We start from the raw sequence: 16,872 nt of genomic DNA on the forward strand, positions 1-16,872 counted from the left end.
GCAAGTCGGACAGATAGGTGAAGCGAATTGACAATTCGATTAAAAATGATCATAGTCCTGATGATTGTTGGGGTAGGCATCATCGTGGCTGCTAGTTGGGGAGTGGAGACAATGGACAATAACAATAAGATGACCGATGTGCAAGTGAGCACAAATAGAGAAACCTGGGAGCAACGTGCGGATCTAGCGCAAGCCGGGCTGCTGAAGCAATATTGGAATGGAAAGTTGAACTTATTCGATAATTTGTCGCCTTGCAACGATCTGTGCAATGAGAAATTCCATTATTGGTGGCAGGCTCATGGTGTAGATACGCTGGTGGACGCTTATACGAGAACTGGTGATGCGGCGTATAAGGGCTACTTGGCGAACATGTACCAGGGGATTTTGGACCGCAATGGCGGCGTATTGCCGAATGATTTCTACGATGATATGGAATGGTTGGCTCTAGCATGGCTCCGAGCTTATAACGCCACTGGGGAAGAGAAATACAAGGAAGCCGCGCTTGAGCTTTGGGAAGATATTAAGACGGGCTGGAACGAAGAGCAAGGCGGAGGCATTGCATGGCGTAAGCCGCAGCTTGATTATAAGAATACACCGGCGAATGCTCCAGCAGTCATTCTAGCTGCTAGATTATATAAGCAGTTCGGCAAGCCGGAGGATCTAGCTTGGGCGAAAAAGATTTACGATTGGCAGAAGGCCAATCTCGTTGATCCGGATACGGGCTTCGTCTGGGATGGGAAAAACCGTGAGGGAGACGGCAAGATTGATAAGAGCTGGGAATTCTCCTATTGCCAAGGTGTTTATATCGGAGCAGGGGTTGCGCTGCATCAGGCGACTGGCGATAAGAGCTATCTGGCGGATGCGGCTCGGACTGCTCAAGCATCGAAGCTCAGGCTGACAAGTCCGGTAACAGGCATGCTGCCTAGTGAAAGCAATGGAGACGGCGGTTTATTCAAAGGGATTTATGTCCGTTATTTGGCTGAACTCGTTCTAGCGGACCCTGGTCAGAAGGAGTCGCTTGAGCTTCTAGTAACGAATGCAGACAGTCTCTGGAAGTACGGGAGAGATGAGCAACGCGCAATGTTCAGTAAATCTTGGGCGGCAACGCCTGAGCCTGCTGAGGATTTGAGCGTGAATCTGAGCGGCGTTATGCTTCTGGAGCGTATGGCCGCGCTGGAGAAGCAAGGATTGTTGAAACAGAACTAATGAATTAAGATCAGGGGCAGCCGAAAATCTGCCCCTTTATTTTTAGGCATAGAGGAGTCGAGGGATAGATGAATGCGGCAGCGATGGCAGATCTACTGCAAGCGACTTTTCACAAGCTTTATTGGAATCCGGATACACAAATTATGAATCAATGGGACGATAGTTTAACGCTCAATCGCCCTGGCGAAAATTACTATTATTGGTGGCAAGCACATGCTGCGGATGTCATTCTTGACGGCTATGCGCGAGCGGGCAATGTGGCATATTTGAACCGATTAGAGCATCTGTTTCACGGCATTCTTCGCTCTAACGGAGGAACGTTTCGCCATCAATATTATGATGATATGCAGTGGATGGCGCTAGCTTGGCTAAGGGCTTACGACATGACAGGCGCTCAGATGTACTGGGAAAGCGTTGCCGACTTGTGGGAAGACATCCGAGGAGGATGGAATCAACATATGGGCGGAGGGATTGCTTGGCGAAAAAATCAGCTGGATTACAAGAACACGCCAGCTAACGCTCCAGCCGCTATCCTAGCTGCACGCTTATTTCAACGATTTGGCGATGAAGCGGATTTAGCTTGGGCGCAAGAAATCTATGATTGGAACAAAAGGACATTAACCGACCCCGTTGACGGATTCGTGTGGGATGGCATCAATCGACTGGGCGACGAGAAGATAGATATGGACTGGCAGTTTACTTATTGTCAGGGTGTCTTCATTGGGGCCGGCCTCGAACTTTACACTTGCACAGGGAATTCAGTTTACCTGAAGGATGCCTGGCGAACGGCAACTGCGGTGAAGAACCGATTGTGCGATAGTGCTACTGGGATGCTGCCTGATGAAGGAATCGACGATACAGGTTTATTCAAAGGGATACTGATCAGGTATCTGCTGAATTTGACGGAGATTTACCCCGAATTTGAGCTGCCGGCTAAGCTTATTGAGCAAAATGCAATCACGCTTATGGAGCAAGGCATAGACAGCATCGGACGTGTCGGCACAGATTGGACAATGCCTCCTGAAGGCTCCATTCAGTTAAGTGTGATGCTAAGCGGTGTTATGTTACTGGAGGCGTATGCAACACTTCAAACAAAGTAGAGACAAATTGGTCTGAAGGGAGGTGAAATTTACAGTTTTGAAAGCGCATTCACGACGACTAATTTTAAATGAGAAAAGGAGTTGTTTTATGTGATCATGCAAAGAAGATCAGCTGTCAAATGGTTAAGTGTGAGTTTAGTATTGGCGCTCTTCCTTTCCGTATGGGGAGGTGCGAATCGTGCATCTGCTTTCACAGCATCGAATGCTGATGCAGCAATGAATTCATTAGTGAACGTGTTCTACGATGCTAACGCCAAATACTTCTATACGAACAGCGACCATCTCATACATGCTGCTCATGCTTATGGACCCGACGGAGGACTGTACACCGATTTCTGGTGGGAGGCTCAAATGTGGGAGACAGTCATGGATGCTTATCAGCGGACGGGAAACAGCACTTATCGCACTATGATTGATGATATTTATACCGGATTCAATGCAAAATATACGAATATGATTGATAACCAATTCAATGATGACCTTGGTTGGTGGGCGCTTGCTTGTCTGCGTGCATACGAAATTACCGGCACGCAGGAATATTTGAATCGAGGCTCCTTCCTCTTCGATCAAGTCTATGCTTACTGGGATACAACCTATTACGGAGGGGGCATCTGGTGGAGAAAGGATGCGACGAATCCGGCAATCAGCAGCAATGCTCAGAAAAATATGGCTACCAACGCTCCCATGGTGATGACGGCTATTAAACTAAAAAATGCCTATAATAACAACACTTATCTAACGAAAGCCCAGCAAATGTACACTTGGGTCAAAACGAAGCTGGTTAGTGGCAGCAAAGTCAATGATCACATGGAAGGCACTGGAGCTGGCATCGTCAAGGATTGGGATTTCACATACAACTACGGAACTTTTCTTGGGGCGGCGACCGCTTTATATGGGGTTACTGGTACGAGCAGCTACCTAACGGATGCGAACAATGCAGCTGGATATGTGATAGATAAAATGACTTCGGCTACTACCTTGATGTACGAAGGGGAGAATGATGCTCCCGGATTTAAAATGATCTTTGCCCGCAATCTGAATCAGCTTCGCATACAAGCAGGCCAATCGCAATACCTGAACTTTTTACAGCAAAATGCTACGCAAGCATGGAATCATCGAAGAACTTCAGACGCTATCATCGGAAGTGATTGGACGGCTCCTACCGGATCTGCCTATATCCAAAGCCTAACTGCTGCTGCGGGTGCATCTATTCTTCAGTTCGTTCCTTCGGACAATTATACGGGCAATATAGCAGGGAACGGTCTTTATGAAGCGGAAAATGCACAGCGCACCTTGGTTGGCGGTGTTGGCATGATCAACGAAAGCACACAGACCGGCTTTAATGGCAGGGGCTATGTCGCAGGCTGGAATACCAATGGAACATCGCTTAATTTCTATGTGAATCAAAATAGTGCGGGAACGAAGACGATTACGTTCCGATATGCAGCAGGTGCCGGCAATGCGAGCCGATACGTCAAAGTAAATGGTGTAGACGTGGCTGCCAATTTGAATTTTTCTGGAACTTCCGGCTGGAGCAGCTGGAACACCGTTTCTTTGACCATTTCCCTTCAAGCAGGATCGAATACGATTCAACTTGGTTATGACACCTCGAAAGGAAACAATAACTGGCTGAATATGGACCAACTATATGGCTTGTAGAGCTAAATTTATTTTAGTACGGAGGTTTTTTATGGGGAAATTCGCTCGGAAAAAAATTCGGTTTATCGTGCAAATCCTGCTCGCCTTCCTGCTCGCATTGCCTATTGTGCTGTCCGGCAGCATCGCTCCGCAAACAGCCTCTGCTTTAAATAATGGCTTATCGCCAACTCCGCCAATGGGCTGGAATAGCTGGAACTTCTATGCTTGTAACGTAGATGAAGTGAAAATTAAACAAGCGGCTGATACGATGGTAAGCAGCGGTATGCAGGCAGCCGGATACAAGTATATTGTGATCGATGATTGCTGGCAGACAGGTCGGACCAGCGACGGTACCATAATTGCCGATCCGGTCAAATTCCCAAGCGGGATGGCATCACTTGCGAGCTATGTGCATAGCAAAGGCTTAAAATTCGGTCTCTACACAGATGCTGGGTTCACTACTTGTGCTGGAAAACCGGGGATGTATTCACATGAGGTGCAGGATGCGAATACGTTTGCTTCCTGGGGCGTTGATTACGTCAAGATCGACTGGTGCGATAATGGGGGCATGGATCCGCAGACCAGGTATACGATCATCCGAGATGCACTGGCTAATTCGGGAAGACCCATCCTATTCAGCATTTGCAATTGGGGCATCAACAAACCATGGGTGTGGGGTGCGGCCACGGGCAATATGTGGAGGACAACGGATGATATCTTCGACTACTGGGATCGAGTAACTTGGATCATTGATCAGAACGCTCCGCTTGCCAATTTTGCGGGGCCTACGAAAGGCTGGAATGACACAGATATGCTCATGGTCGGTAATTATGGAACTGGCGCCGTCTTCGGCGGAGGCATGACGGATACGGAATACCGTTCGCATTTCTCGATGTGGACGATTATGGCTTCGCCGTTAATTGCGGGAAATAATTTAAGCGCGATGAGCCAATTTACCAAAGATACACTGATGAATTCTGAAGTGATTGCTGTAAATCAGGATGCGCTCGGCAGCCAAGGCATATTAGTAAGCGATCTCGGAGGTCTGCAGGTATACTCCAAAAAACTGCAGGCTAATGGGACGCGTGCGGTTGTGTTGTTTAATCGTTCCAGCGCGGCTGCGAACATGACGGTCAATTTCTCAAGCATTGGCCTGAATGCTACAGCTAGCGTAAGGGATTTATGGTCCAAGACCGAGAAGGGAACGTTCACCAACAGCTACACTGTAAATGTACCATCACATGGGACCGTTATGGTGAAATTGACGGGATCAGAAACGACGAGCGGTTCCTTTATCTCAGGTAAAACGTACCGAATCGTACCCAAATCGACGGGCTTATCCGTTGCCGTTGAAGCAGCTGCCCTAAACAATGGAGCGAAAATATTTCAATGGGATTACGGTACTGCGCAAAATGACCAATGGGTAATTACATCGACAACGGCAGGCTTTAATAAAATTATCAACGTGAAGAGCGGTAAGGCTATGGCTGTCAAAAACGCCTCCTTGATGGACGGTGAAGACGTGATCCAATGGGATTTCGGCTCGACCTTGAATGATCAGTGGGGAATTCAGGGCGTAGGCGGCGGTTATTTCAAAATTATTAACAGGCTATCCGGCAAGTCATTGAATGTAGCCGATAACTCGCTCATCGCTGGAGGAAAAATGATTCAATGGCCATATTCCGCCGCGGATAATATGACGTTCCAGTTGATACCGTTGAACTAACCAAAGTGTTTTTCTGACATTCCTCAGAAGTACCAGAAGTACCGGAAGTACCAGGAAAATACCCATATAGGCGAAAGAACCTTCCCGACTAATGGGAAGGTTCTTTTGAAGCTGTGTAAGCCAAGCCAAGCCATGACCATAGCAGAAGCCGAAACCGAAACCGAGGTTTAGCCCCTTTTAGCATGCTTAGTAAAAAGAAGATTTCTTCTGGGAAATCTAAGGATGTTGTATGTTGTGCAACAATTTAGCCTTTTTATAGACAATATAGATACTTTTGGCGGGAATTGTCGCATTTTTTACAACATTCGCGAGGAAAATGTAAATTAGCCCACGTAGAGTTGTACAACGTACAACAATATTACGGATAGCAAGTGTTTGTTAGGCATTACAAGTTGGTTTAACGAAATCTAAAATAAGCTCCAATTAAATTCCTGCGACAGCGTACCCAAAAGGTGAACGCCAGCTGTGCTGTTGCCTTTGCGGTTCAACGCGGGGCCGACCAACCCGATCCCGTATTGTCCAGGTACCATGGTCATAATGCTGCCAGACACGCCGCTTTTGGCGGGGAGCCCAACGTTCATGGCGAATTCACCAGAGGCGTTGTACATCCCACAGGTAAACATGAACGTCTTAGCGATCTGCACGAATCGCCGCGGTATAAGGCGTTGATTACGAATCGGATCTACGCCATTATGCGCTAGTACGAGGGCCATTCTAGCCAAGTCGGTACAACTGACTTCGACAGAACAATGGCTGAAATAGACGTGGAGAACGTCGTCAACCTCTCTATCCAGCACACCGTTGTCTTTCAGGAAGTAAGCTAATGATCGATTCCGGTGTGCGGTATCCGACTCAGATCGTAACACATTTTGATTGATTTCAAGTGAAGGATTATTGGCGATATCTCGGAAAAAATGGAGAATCCGTTCGACCTGCTCCCTAGGATCACTACCAGCAATCAAGGATGATATCGCAATTGCCCCAGCATTGATAAGCGGGTTAAAGGGGATGCCGGGCTCGACGAGTTCGAGCTTCAGCATCGAGTTGAAATCGTCTCCTGTAGGCTCCATGCCCACCTTGGAGAAAACAATCTCTTCACCGTTATCCATCAATGCCAAAATGAGTGTAAACACTTTCGAAATACTTTGTAAGGTAAACCGGAAATCAGATTCGCCGGCCACAGAGATATTTCCTTCAGTATCCATAATACAGATACCTAGAACATCGGCTGGAGCGTTAGCAAGTTCAGGAATGTAGGAAGCAACATGTCCGTCTGATGTATGTGCCTTGCTCTCCGTAACCCATTGAGGCAAGTGTTCTTTGAGTTGCTTCCATGTTTCTTCGTGTTGTATACGACTCATTCAGAAGTCATTCCTTCCTCGTTCTCTTAAGCTTTCCAAGCCTGTGGGTGGTTATCACTGATAAGCTCCGTTGCGCTTGCATTCGCAATAACCTGTTCAGGGTTTTTGCAGCCCGGAATGACCGTTGTAACGGCATCATGCTTCAAACACCAAGCTAATGCCCATTTGGCCATATCCATTCCTTCAGGAACTTCTTCTTTTTGGATGCGCTGCACATCCTCAAGCTTCTGTTTCACACTCTCGGCATCATGACGATGGCGAACGTCTGTGTTGCTGAACACCGCACCAGGCTTATACTTACCGCTCAAATAGCCGCTAGCCAAAGGGACACGAGCCAGAACACCAAGATCTTGATTCACACAGGAAGGGAAAACAAGCTCTTCTGGTGCTCGATCCAAGCGATTGTACACGACTTGAATGGCTTTGGAATGGACCTTGCTGGAGGCTTCTGTTTGATGAATATTAGCATTACTGCCAATGGATGTTCCTAGATGGCGGATTTTCCCGGCTTGAACTTGTTTGTCCAAAGTTGTCCAAAGCACATCATTATCAAATAAATCATCAGGTCCGGAATGGAATTGGTATAAGTCAATATAGTCCGTTTGCAAAGCTTTCAGAGAATCGTCCAGTTGTTTGATCACGCCTTCAGAACTGAAATCATCTGTTCGGGTGAACAGATCGTGGAAATGGTGGCCAAATTTCGTAGCCACGATCCAGTTCTCGCGATTGCGGCGGGATAAGTAATTACCGATAAGAGATTCGGATAGATGGTCACCATAGCATTCTGCTGTATCGATCAGATTTATACCAAGTTCAGCTGCTTGATCGAGAATAGCATCCGCTTCAGCTTGCGTGTAGGTAAGTCCCCACTCTCCGCCGAACTGCCAAGTCCCTACACCTACGATGGAAACTTTCAAATCCGTTTTACCAAGTCTGCGATATTTCATGGCGAGCACTCTCCTTTTTAAGGTATCCAAGTTTATTAAACGCTATAGCTTGCTCCGTGTCAAAAAGAAAAAGGCTCTTTCCTCTCTATTAAGAGAAAAGAGCCTTTTTGTATTAAGCGAGTCCTGGTGAAAGTTCTTTTTCGTTTTCCTTTTTGCCATCTGATTTCTTAGATTTACGATCAGAAACTTTAATGTTACCGATAAACAGTGTCAGAATAGCCCCAAGTAAAACGAACACTAAGCCTACAATAAACACTTGGTGAAGCGATGTAACCAGGGCATTTTTTAGAATTGGCAGCATGTGCTCCACGAATTCTTTTGGCATTTTCGCTAAAGTTTCAGGACTTAATAGGGAAGAATATAAGGCCTGTGGATTGGTATGAATCATATCCGTCATTTGTGAAGCCAGCCCACCTGCTTCCGCGGGAAGCTGATTGACAACTGGAGTTAAATCTTGTTCTAACAGCACAGTTGACTTGTGGTTCATAATGGCTCCGAGAATCGTCATACCGAAGGTACCGCCAATTTGACGGAAGAATTGACTGGAAGACGTTACGACACCAAGCTCGGATTTTGGAAAACTCTCTTGCAAAGCAAGTGTAAGGATTGGCATAACTAGCCCCATACCTAAACCTAGAATCAACATATAACTTGAAGCGATCAACTTCGTCGTGCTGATGCCCATGGTGCCAAGGAAATAGAAGCCGATAGCCATAATAATCATACCACCAAGCATTTGCTTACGAACGCCGATTTTTTGAATGAATTGACCGGAAACAACGCTGGCTGCAATCATCGTAATCATGAGCGGCGTCATCACTGTACCTGACGCTGAAGCACTGATACCGACGATGCCTTGCATGAAGAGAGGAACGAACATAATAGCCCCGAACATTCCGACAGCCATAAGGAACCCTACACCGTTAATTGTTGTAAATGTTCTATTTTTAAATAACCGAACAGGAAGGATCGGCTCTTCTGCTTTACTCTCAATAATAACGAAGGAAACCAAGGATACAATAGCCAATGCAAAAAGCCCAATGATTTGCCAAGAGAACCAAGCGAAATCTTTGCCGCCAAAAGTTAATGCCAGCAGTAAGCTGACGACCCCGACAATCATGGTGACAATACCTGGAATATCGAATTTTACTTTGCCGTTTGCTTTATGCTTTGGTAAGGCAATTGCTATTAAGACAACAGCAAGGATACCGACAGGAAGGTTGATGTAGAATACCCAACGCCAGTCTAATGCGTCAACGATCCAACCGCCGATTTGGGGGCCAATAACCGATGATAGACCGAAGATCGCACCGAATACGCCCTGCCATTTGGCACGTTGTTTACCGGTAAATAAGTCCCCGATAATAATCATCGCCATGGGCATCATAATACCGCCGCCAAGACCTTGCAGACCGCGGAACAGAATCAGTTCGGTCATGTTCTGAGACATTCCACATAAGGCGGAAGCCGCGATAAAGATGACTAAACCTGTTACATAGATGACACGACGACCAATTAAATCGGCAAGTTTACCTGCAATAGGAACGACAACCGTTGATGTCAACATGTAAGCAGTAGTCAACCAAGCCATTAAGCCAAGACCGCCGAATTCACCAACGATACGCGGCATTGCAGTTCCGACAATTGTGCCGTCTAATGCGCCAAATAGCATAGCAATGATAAGGCCGGTAAGCAGGAGACCTCGATTTTTGAGTTCTGGTCCTTCTGCTTCTATGGATTTCTCTGAAGCTGTTTTTTGTATGTTTTCCACGATTACCACTCCTTGAATAAGATGAAATTAATAAAAACTAGTAAGCTTTTCAAAGGCACTCACAAGAATGCGCATTTCTTCCGGGGGAAGCTGTGATAGTCCACGAGCAATCACTTCTTTCTGGACATCTTCCGCTTGTTTGAGTATGGCCTTGCCGGTTTCGGTTATTTCAACCAGCACAATCCGTCGATCTGTCTCATGGTGTTTACGAATGACATGCCCACTCTGGACAAGTCGATCAATCATAACGGTAATAGCACTCGGTTTAACGCCAAGTTTATCAGCGAGATGAGTTTGTTTCGGAGCGCCTTCTTTAGAAATCATGAATAACATGAATATTTGTGGCTTTGTTAACTCCGAATTTAACTGGCTAAGTACCGTATGGCCAATTTTCCGATGTGCGGTTTCAAATGTTGTGCGGAAACGATCCGTATATGCAATCAGTTCATCTTCCATATTGAATTCCTCCTTACCACTTAATTAAAGTATCAAATAATTAAATAATAAAATGTTTATATAAACTAATGTTTAAACTGTTTAAATAAAATATACGCCGATGATGATTCGAAGTCAATAGGGAAATTCAGTACCCGAGGCTAGTTCACTTGCATATCAGGCATATCTTGCATATAATAACTGGTACATATATGTGAAATGCTTTGACGGAGAAGAGTACGCAGTGCTTCTTGACAGGGAGGGAAAGCCGATGATTGAGAGCTATCCCCGAGAATCAGGCTGCTGAAGTTCGCTCCCGAGCAGTCCTTTGAACAGAAGCTTATTATCAGCTTGTCATTAGAGGGAACCGGACACATCGTCCGTTATCTGAAATGAAGTGAGAATCGTTTATTTGGCTTATTTGCCAGTGAACGAATCTAATTAGGGTGGTACCACGACTTTTCGTCCCTTGTGAGGGAGCGGAAAGTCTTTTTTGTGTTTTCATTTAGGGTGATTCAGGGGCCTAATTCAGGAGGGATTTCGATGAAAGAGCGGTTAGAAGCTTTAAAGCAGGAAGCGCTGCTGGAGCTAAGCGGCGTACAAAGTCAGCAGGAGTTGAACGATTTACGTATTAAGTATTTGGGTAAAAAAGGACCATTAACCGAGGTGTTACGCGGTATGGGCGCATTAAGTGCAGAAGAGAGACCAGTTATCGGTCAAGTAGCGAACGACGTTCGTGCAGCGATTGAAACGGTTATTGAAGAGAAGCAAGCAGCGTACCAACAGCAAGAAACCGAGAACCGTTTGCGTGCGGAAATGATTGACGTAACACTGCCAGGTCGCCCGTCGCAGCAAGGCGCTGTGCATCCTTTAAGCAAAGTTATTCAGGAAATTGAAGACATTTTCATTGGAATGGGGTACACCGTAGCTGAAGGTCCGGAGGTCGAGCAGGACTACTACAATTTTGAGGCGCTTAATCTGCCGAAGGATCATCCAGCTCGCGATATGCAGGACTCATTCTATATCACGGATGAGATTCTAATGCGTACACAAACCTCCCCAGTTCAAGTTAGAACAATGGAGAAACGCAAAGGGGAAGTTCCGATCAAAATCATTTGTCCGGGCAAAGTATATCGCCGCGATGACGATGATGCAACACATTCCCATATGTTTACCCAAATTGAGGGTCTGGTCATCGACCGTAACGTACGGATGAGTGATCTGAAAGGCACGTTGCTTCAATTCGTTCAAGAAATGTACGGCAAAGAGACGAGAATTCGCTTGCGTCCAAGCTTCTTCCCATTCACAGAGCCTAGCGTTGAAGTTGATGTGAGCTGTGCAATGTGTGGCGGCGTTGGCTGTCGTACTTGTAAACAAACGGGCTGGTTAGAAATCCTTGGAGCGGGCATGGTTCATCCGCGCGTTCTGGAGATGGGTGGATATGACCCGAAGGAATACACAGGATTTGCATTTGGAATGGGCGTTGAGCGCATCGCGATGCTGAAGTATGGTATTGAAGATATTCGTCATTTTTACACGAACGATTTACGGTTCTTAAAGCAATTCTTACACTTGTAAGCATCAGGAAAAGGAGGGGTTAAGCATGAAGGTTTCTTATCAATGGTTATCGGAATATGTAGATGTATCAGGCTTCACAGCCGAGGAATTAGCAGAAAAATTGACCCGAAGCGGCATCGAAGTGGATATCGTGGAAGATCGCAATAAGGGTGTAACGAATGTAGTTGTTGGATTTGTAAAATCACGCGAAAAACACCCAGACGCAGATAAATTAAGTGTATGTATCATTGATGCCGGACAAGGCGAAGACTTGCAAATTGTTTGCGGGGCGAAAAATATAGATGCAGGACAAAAGGTTCCTGTAGCCATGATTGGAGCCGTGCTGCCAGGCGGACTGCAAATCAAACGCGCTAAGCTGCGGGGCGTAGAGTCACAAGGCATGATTTGTTCAGCCAAAGAACTTGGTCTGAACGACAAGCTGCTGCCAAAGGAAATTCAAGAAGGTATCCTAGTTCTGCCTGAAGATACCGAAGTTGGCAGCTCGATTCTTGATGTCCTTGCTATCAGCGACAAGGTATTAGAGCTTGACCTGACACCAAACCGCTCCGATTGCTTGAGCATGCTCGGAGCAGCGTATGAGATCGCAGCGATCCTTGGGCGCGGCGTCAAACTGCCTGATGCGGAAGCAGCGCTCGGGGCGGCTGGAACTGCCGCAGTGAAAGCTGCTGACCGCATCAGTGTGAAGATCACAGCGACGGAGCAGTGTACGCACTACGCGGCTCGCCTTATCGAAGGCGTACGCGTAGGCACTTCTCCGCTGTGGATGCAGAACCGTTTGATGGCGGCTGGTATCCGCCCGATCAACAATATCGTAGACATCACGAATTTCGTGATGCTTGAATACGGCCAACCGCTTCACGCTTTCGATGCTGAGCAGTTGAACAATGGCCACATCGATGTACGCCTCGCTGAGGCAGGCGAGAAGCTCGTCACGCTCGACGATGTGGAGCGTACGCTAGAGCCGCACATGCTGCTCATTACGGACGGCACGAAGCCTGTAGGGATTGCTGGTGTTATGGGCGGCGCTAACTCCGAAGTGACAGAAGGTACAACACGGATTCTTCTTGAATCCGCCAAGTTCGCAGGCAGCTCTGTGCGCCGAACGTCGCGCCAGCTAGGGCTCCGCTCTGAAGCGAGTCTTCGCTTCGAAAAAGAAGTGAACCCGGAAGCGGTGCTTCCGGCATTAAACCGTGCTGCTGCGTTAATGGCTCAGTACGCGGCTGGTCAAGTCGCTGACGGCATCGTCCAAGCCGTAGCAGGCTCACACAAGCCTGTCAGCATCGAGCTTGCTGCTGACCGTGTGAATAATTATCTCGGCACTGAACTTTCCTTGGCCGAGATGGGTCAAATCATAGAGCGCCTGCACTTCACTTTCGAGCAGGCAGGCGAAGGCAAGCTGCTCGTGCATGTGCCGAGCCGCCGCGGAGACATCACACGGGATGTCGATTTGATCGAAGAAGTAGCTCGCCTTTTCGGCTACGACAACATCCCTACAACTTTAATGACCGGCGTGACGACGCCCGGCTCCTTGACCAAAGAGCAGTCGATCCGTCGTATCACTCGGAATCTCCTGACTCAAAGCGGACTGCATGAAGTCATCACTTATTCCTTCACACAGCCGGATCAAACCGTTTCTCTGCCGGGTCTATACCCAGCGGCGAAGCCGATCTCGCTCGCGATGCCAATGAGCGAGGATCGCAGCCAACTGCGTACTAGCTTGCTGCCGCATCTGCTAGACGTTGTTAGCTACAATCGTAACCGTACAATGGATGACGTGGCTATTTTCGAAATCGGCAAAGTATTCATAACAGATGAGGCTTCACTAACAGCTTTGCCGCAAGAGAAGCTGCTCCTCTCCATCGTATTGACAGGCAAACGCCGTCAAGCACATTGGGCGCAGAAGTCCGAAGCTGTCGACTTTTATGATATCAAAGGTATTTTTGACCGCCTTGTAAGCTACCTAGGAGTTACAGGACTCACCTATAAATCTGCTTCACCAGATGGCTTCCATCCGGGCCGAACAGCTGAGCTCCTTTTAAACACAGCTGAAGGTGAGCAGGTAATAGGTCGAATCGGCCAACTGCATCCTACAGTCCAACAGCAACGTGATCTTGATGACACTTACGTACTTGAGGTTGAACTTTCTCCAATCTTAGAAGCTGCTGGAGATGCAATTGTATATAAATTGCTGCCGCGTTATCCGTCCATTGGGCGCGATCTTGCTGTAGTAGTGAATGCTAGTGTACCAGTAGGTCTAATGGAACAAACAATCACCGAAGTTGCCGGAGACTTGTTAGAATCGATTCAAGTATTCGATATCTATACAGGAGAACGTTTAGGCGCAAACCGCAAGAGCGTAGCGATTGCTTTAGTATACCGTCACGCGGAGAGAACACTGCTGGATGAAGAAGTAACAGAGCTCCATGCCAAAGTAGTTCAAACCCTGGAACAACAATATGAGGCAGAGTTAAGAAAATAGTGCAACTTTCATTTAAGTTGCAGGAAAACAGGCTGGTCTTATCGAAATTACACTCGATAGGGCCAGCCTTTCATCTAAGGGAGGATATAAAAAAGTGAACGCTGAAGATAAAACGAGGATTACCGTTGATATATATGGTCACCAATACAAATTAAAAGCAAGCACCAGCACCAATTACATGAAGCGAGTAGCTGAATACGTGAACGACCAAATGTTTCGTATTGCAAAGGGCTACCCGCGGCTAGATTCACAGAAAATCGCCGTTCTGGCTGCCGTAAACATGGCAGATGAGTGCTTCCGTATGAACGAAATCATGGAAGAACTGACCAAAACCCAAAAGAACCAAGAAGCAACCAAAGCTGCCTATGACAAATTAATCGTTAACTTTAACGAATTGAAACAAGAATACGAGCAACACCAGACATCCATTAGTGAACAAAATGCTAAGCTAGTACAAAGTAACCAAGCGCAAGAGCAAATGAAACAAGAAGTGCAGAAAGCAAAACAAGAACAAGAGCAATTGAGGCAACAACTACAGCAAGCTAAACAACAGCAAGAGCAAGCTAAACAGCAGCAAGAGCAAGCTAAACAACAGCAAGAGCAGAAAGCTAAACAACAGCAAGAGCAATTCAAGCATCAACTAGAACAAGTCAAACAACAACTAGAGCAGGAAAAACGTCAACAAATACAAGTAAGACAACAGCTAGACCAAGAAAAACAACAACACCAACAAACAAAGCAACAATTCGAGCAAGAGAAACAACAAAAGGCACATCAGCTTCAAAAGCTCAACGAACAACACAGAGTCGAAAAACAGTCCCTCTCAGAAATCCACTTGCAAGACAAAGAAATGTTAAATCAACAGTATCAACAAGACAAAGAAACACTAATGCAGCAACATTTGCAGGATAAAGAAATCATCAACATGCAACATCAAGAAGAGATCATTAAGCTTTCGAATCAACATCTAGCGGAGAAGGAAACACTCGTTAATCAACATCAAACGGAACTTGAAACTATCACAAACCAACATCAAACGGAACTTGAAACTATCACAAACCAACATCAAACGGAACTTGAAACTATCACAAACCAACATCAAACGGAACTTGAAACTATCACAAACCAACATCAAACAGAACTTGAAACTATCAAAAACCAACAACAAGCGAGAATAGATACCATTACGAACCAACTTCAAGAAAAAATAAATGTAATTACAAATCAGCATCAAGAAGAAATAGAAATTCTCACAGCCGCGCACCAAGAGGAAATAGAAACACTCACCGCCCTTTACCAGGACGAGGCAGAAGCCAAGATTCTGCGTTTTGAGCAAGATAAAGGCAACCTAGTGGGGGAATTCCAAGAACGGCAAACAAACATTATTCAACAACTTGAAGACCAAAAATCAACAATAATTACACAATATCAAGCTCAAATTGATGCCTTACTAGAGCAGCAGCAATTAGAACGAAGTGCCCTTGCTCAACATTTTGAAGAAGAAAAAGAACGGATTTTAGCCCAGGCCCGCAGAGAAAAAGAAGAATTAATGCACCAAAGCTTGAACGATGAGGCTCAGCAAAAAGAACTTCAAAACATCAAAGAAGAGTATAAAGAACTACGCGAGGAATATGCTAAACTGCAGAATGAATACAATGAGTGGATCGAGCTTGTAGAAACAGACACCCCTGGCAGGTAATCCACAGTGACACTGAATACATTAGACTATGTCATGTTGTCGATAGTAGCTTTAGGTCTGCTGCTAGGTTACTTTAGAGGATTTATTGCCCAGATTGTTTCGCTCTCAGGTTTTGTTCTCGCCTACCTCGTTGCATTTTATTTTTACAAGGATTTTGCCCCTCTGCTTAGAAACGCAGTTTCACTGCCAACCTATCAAAATTATCAAAAATACGAATTTATCGTAAAAGGCCTTAATCTGGATACCTATATCCTGAACGCTTTAGCCTTTGCTATATTGTTTTTTGGCGTAAAATTCGCACTAGTCATCGTAGGCAGAGCACTTAATATTCTAGCAAAAACCCCAGGCCTGAACTTCATCAACCGTTGGAGCGGCGCATTGTTGGGCTTAGCAGAAGCACTTTTGATCATCATTATAGCCGTCAATGTTATCACCATCATGCCCTCAGATGGACTTCAAAAGCTGCTCTCAAGCTCAACCATAGCTCCATATTTAATTAACGAATTACCCAATATAGCAGGAAAACTTCAAGAACTCTGGAAACAAGGAATCCCCCTATAAAAGCTGCCTACATTTCTAACATAGAAAGGGCAGCTTTTATGCGTTCCACAACGTAGCTCAGTAGCAATAACCAGCACTCCCCGACATACATCCACTAAACATATGAGGTTCTGTAGTATCTACAAAGCCACGAAATAACATAACTACAAAGACAACCATAAAGGACAACGTCATCACAAGCACGACAACGACAACCGACAACGACAACCCGATAATAACACCAAAAACACACCGACAATGACAGTGACACAACCATAACCACAACGGCAACGACAACGACAACCCGGCAATAACACCAAAAATACACCGACAATGACAAGACACCACAATCACCACAACGACAACGACAACCCGGCAATAACACCAAAAAC

12 protein-coding genes are annotated in these 16,872 nt (G+C 46.0%); 8 read left to right on the forward strand and 4 right to left on the reverse strand.

All coding sequences use genetic code 11. The annotated features are described in order from the left end of the window. Positions 1 to 27: 27 nt before the first annotated feature. From AC58U0_RS27255 to AC58U0_RS27270, 4 genes are all read left to right on the forward strand, one after another. A complete protein-coding gene (locus AC58U0_RS27255) occupies positions 28 to 1,206 on the forward strand; it encodes a glycoside hydrolase family 76 protein (RefSeq protein ID WP_497381999.1) in 1,179 nt (392 codons plus the stop codon). Between the two features lie 68 nt (positions 1,207 to 1,274). Then, positions 1,275 to 2,306: a glycoside hydrolase family 76 protein gene (locus tag AC58U0_RS27260; protein WP_497382000.1), complete on the forward strand. Its 1,032-nt coding sequence runs from the start codon at positions 1,275 to 1,277 to the stop codon at positions 2,304 to 2,306. Positions 2,307 to 2,402: 96 nt separating this feature from the next. Continuing rightward, on the forward strand, positions 2,403 to 3,965 hold the full coding sequence (locus AC58U0_RS27265) for a glycoside hydrolase family 76 protein (protein WP_497382017.1): 1,563 nt from the start codon (positions 2,403 to 2,405) through the stop codon (positions 3,963 to 3,965). A gap of 31 nt (positions 3,966 to 3,996) precedes the next feature. Next, positions 3,997 to 5,670 carry an RICIN domain-containing protein gene (locus AC58U0_RS27270; protein ID WP_497382001.1) on the forward strand — a complete coding sequence of 558 codons (1,674 nt, stop codon included), beginning with the start codon at positions 3,997 to 3,999 and terminating at the stop codon, positions 5,668 to 5,670. Positions 5,671 to 6,077: 407 nt separating this feature from the next. Here the strand turns inward: AC58U0_RS27270 and glsA are convergent, their stop codons facing one another. From glsA to AC58U0_RS27290, 4 genes are all read right to left on the reverse strand, one after another. After that, entirely contained in the window at positions 6,078 to 7,031 is a 954-nt protein-coding gene (gene glsA / locus AC58U0_RS27275) for a glutaminase A (protein WP_497382002.1), read from the reverse strand. Between the two features lie 26 nt (positions 7,032 to 7,057). Next, positions 7,058 to 7,978 (reverse strand): aldo/keto reductase, encoded by a 921-nt coding sequence (locus tag AC58U0_RS27280; RefSeq protein ID WP_497382003.1) that lies wholly within the window; start codon positions 7,976 to 7,978, stop codon positions 7,058 to 7,060. A 112-nt stretch (positions 7,979 to 8,090) separates the two neighbouring features. Further along, entirely contained in the window at positions 8,091 to 9,713 is a 1,623-nt protein-coding gene (locus tag AC58U0_RS27285) for an MDR family MFS transporter (RefSeq protein ID WP_497382018.1), read from the reverse strand. Between the two features lie 63 nt (positions 9,714 to 9,776). Next, positions 9,777 to 10,205, reverse strand: coding sequence for a MarR family winged helix-turn-helix transcriptional regulator (locus AC58U0_RS27290; RefSeq protein WP_497382004.1), 429 nt, complete (start codon positions 10,203 to 10,205; stop codon positions 9,777 to 9,779). Positions 10,206 to 10,727: 522 nt separating this feature from the next. Here AC58U0_RS27290 and pheS point away from each other — a divergent pair. From pheS to AC58U0_RS27310, 4 genes are all read left to right on the forward strand, one after another. Then, positions 10,728 to 11,762: a phenylalanine--tRNA ligase subunit alpha gene (gene pheS, locus AC58U0_RS27295; protein ID WP_057304785.1), complete on the forward strand. Its 1,035-nt coding sequence runs from the start codon at positions 10,728 to 10,730 to the stop codon at positions 11,760 to 11,762. 25 nt (positions 11,763 to 11,787) lie between these two features. Further along, positions 11,788 to 14,241 (forward strand): phenylalanine--tRNA ligase subunit beta, encoded by a 2,454-nt coding sequence (pheT, locus tag AC58U0_RS27300; RefSeq protein WP_497382005.1) that lies wholly within the window; start codon positions 11,788 to 11,790, stop codon positions 14,239 to 14,241. A 94-nt stretch (positions 14,242 to 14,335) separates the two neighbouring features. Beyond that, positions 14,336 to 15,940 carry a cell division protein ZapA gene (locus AC58U0_RS27305; protein ID WP_497382006.1) on the forward strand — a complete coding sequence of 535 codons (1,605 nt, stop codon included), beginning with the start codon at positions 14,336 to 14,338 and terminating at the stop codon, positions 15,938 to 15,940. A gap of 6 nt (positions 15,941 to 15,946) precedes the next feature. Next, complete coding sequence (locus AC58U0_RS27310) at positions 15,947 to 16,501, forward strand: CvpA family protein (RefSeq protein WP_497382007.1); 555 nt, start codon at positions 15,947 to 15,949, stop codon at positions 16,499 to 16,501. Positions 16,502 to 16,872: the final 371 nt, after the last annotated feature.

The sequence above is a fragment of the Paenibacillus sp. J31P190 genome (genome assembly GCF_059692075.1).

Excerpts from the sequence above, each read along its gene's own strand:
- AC58U0_RS27280 (WP_497382003.1), bottom strand. The coding sequence starts at position 7,978 with ATGAAATATCGCAGACTTGGTAAAACGGATTTGAAAGTTTCCATCGTA.
- pheS (WP_057304785.1), top strand. The coding sequence starts at position 10,728 with ATGAAAGAGCGGTTAGAAGCTTTAAAGCAGGAAGCGCTGCTGGAGCTA.
- pheT (WP_497382005.1), top strand. The coding sequence starts at position 11,788 with ATGAAGGTTTCTTATCAATGGTTATCGGAATATGTAGATGTATCAGGC.
- glsA (WP_497382002.1), bottom strand. The coding sequence starts at position 7,031 with ATGAGTCGTATACAACACGAAGAAACATGGAAGCAACTCAAAGAACAC.
- AC58U0_RS27270 (WP_497382001.1), top strand. The coding sequence starts at position 3,997 with ATGGGGAAATTCGCTCGGAAAAAAATTCGGTTTATCGTGCAAATCCTG.
- AC58U0_RS27260 (WP_497382000.1), top strand. The coding sequence starts at position 1,275 with ATGAATGCGGCAGCGATGGCAGATCTACTGCAAGCGACTTTTCACAAG.
- AC58U0_RS27290 (WP_497382004.1), bottom strand. The coding sequence starts at position 10,205 with ATGGAAGATGAACTGATTGCATATACGGATCGTTTCCGCACAACATTT.
- AC58U0_RS27265 (WP_497382017.1), top strand. The coding sequence starts at position 2,403 with ATGCAAAGAAGATCAGCTGTCAAATGGTTAAGTGTGAGTTTAGTATTG.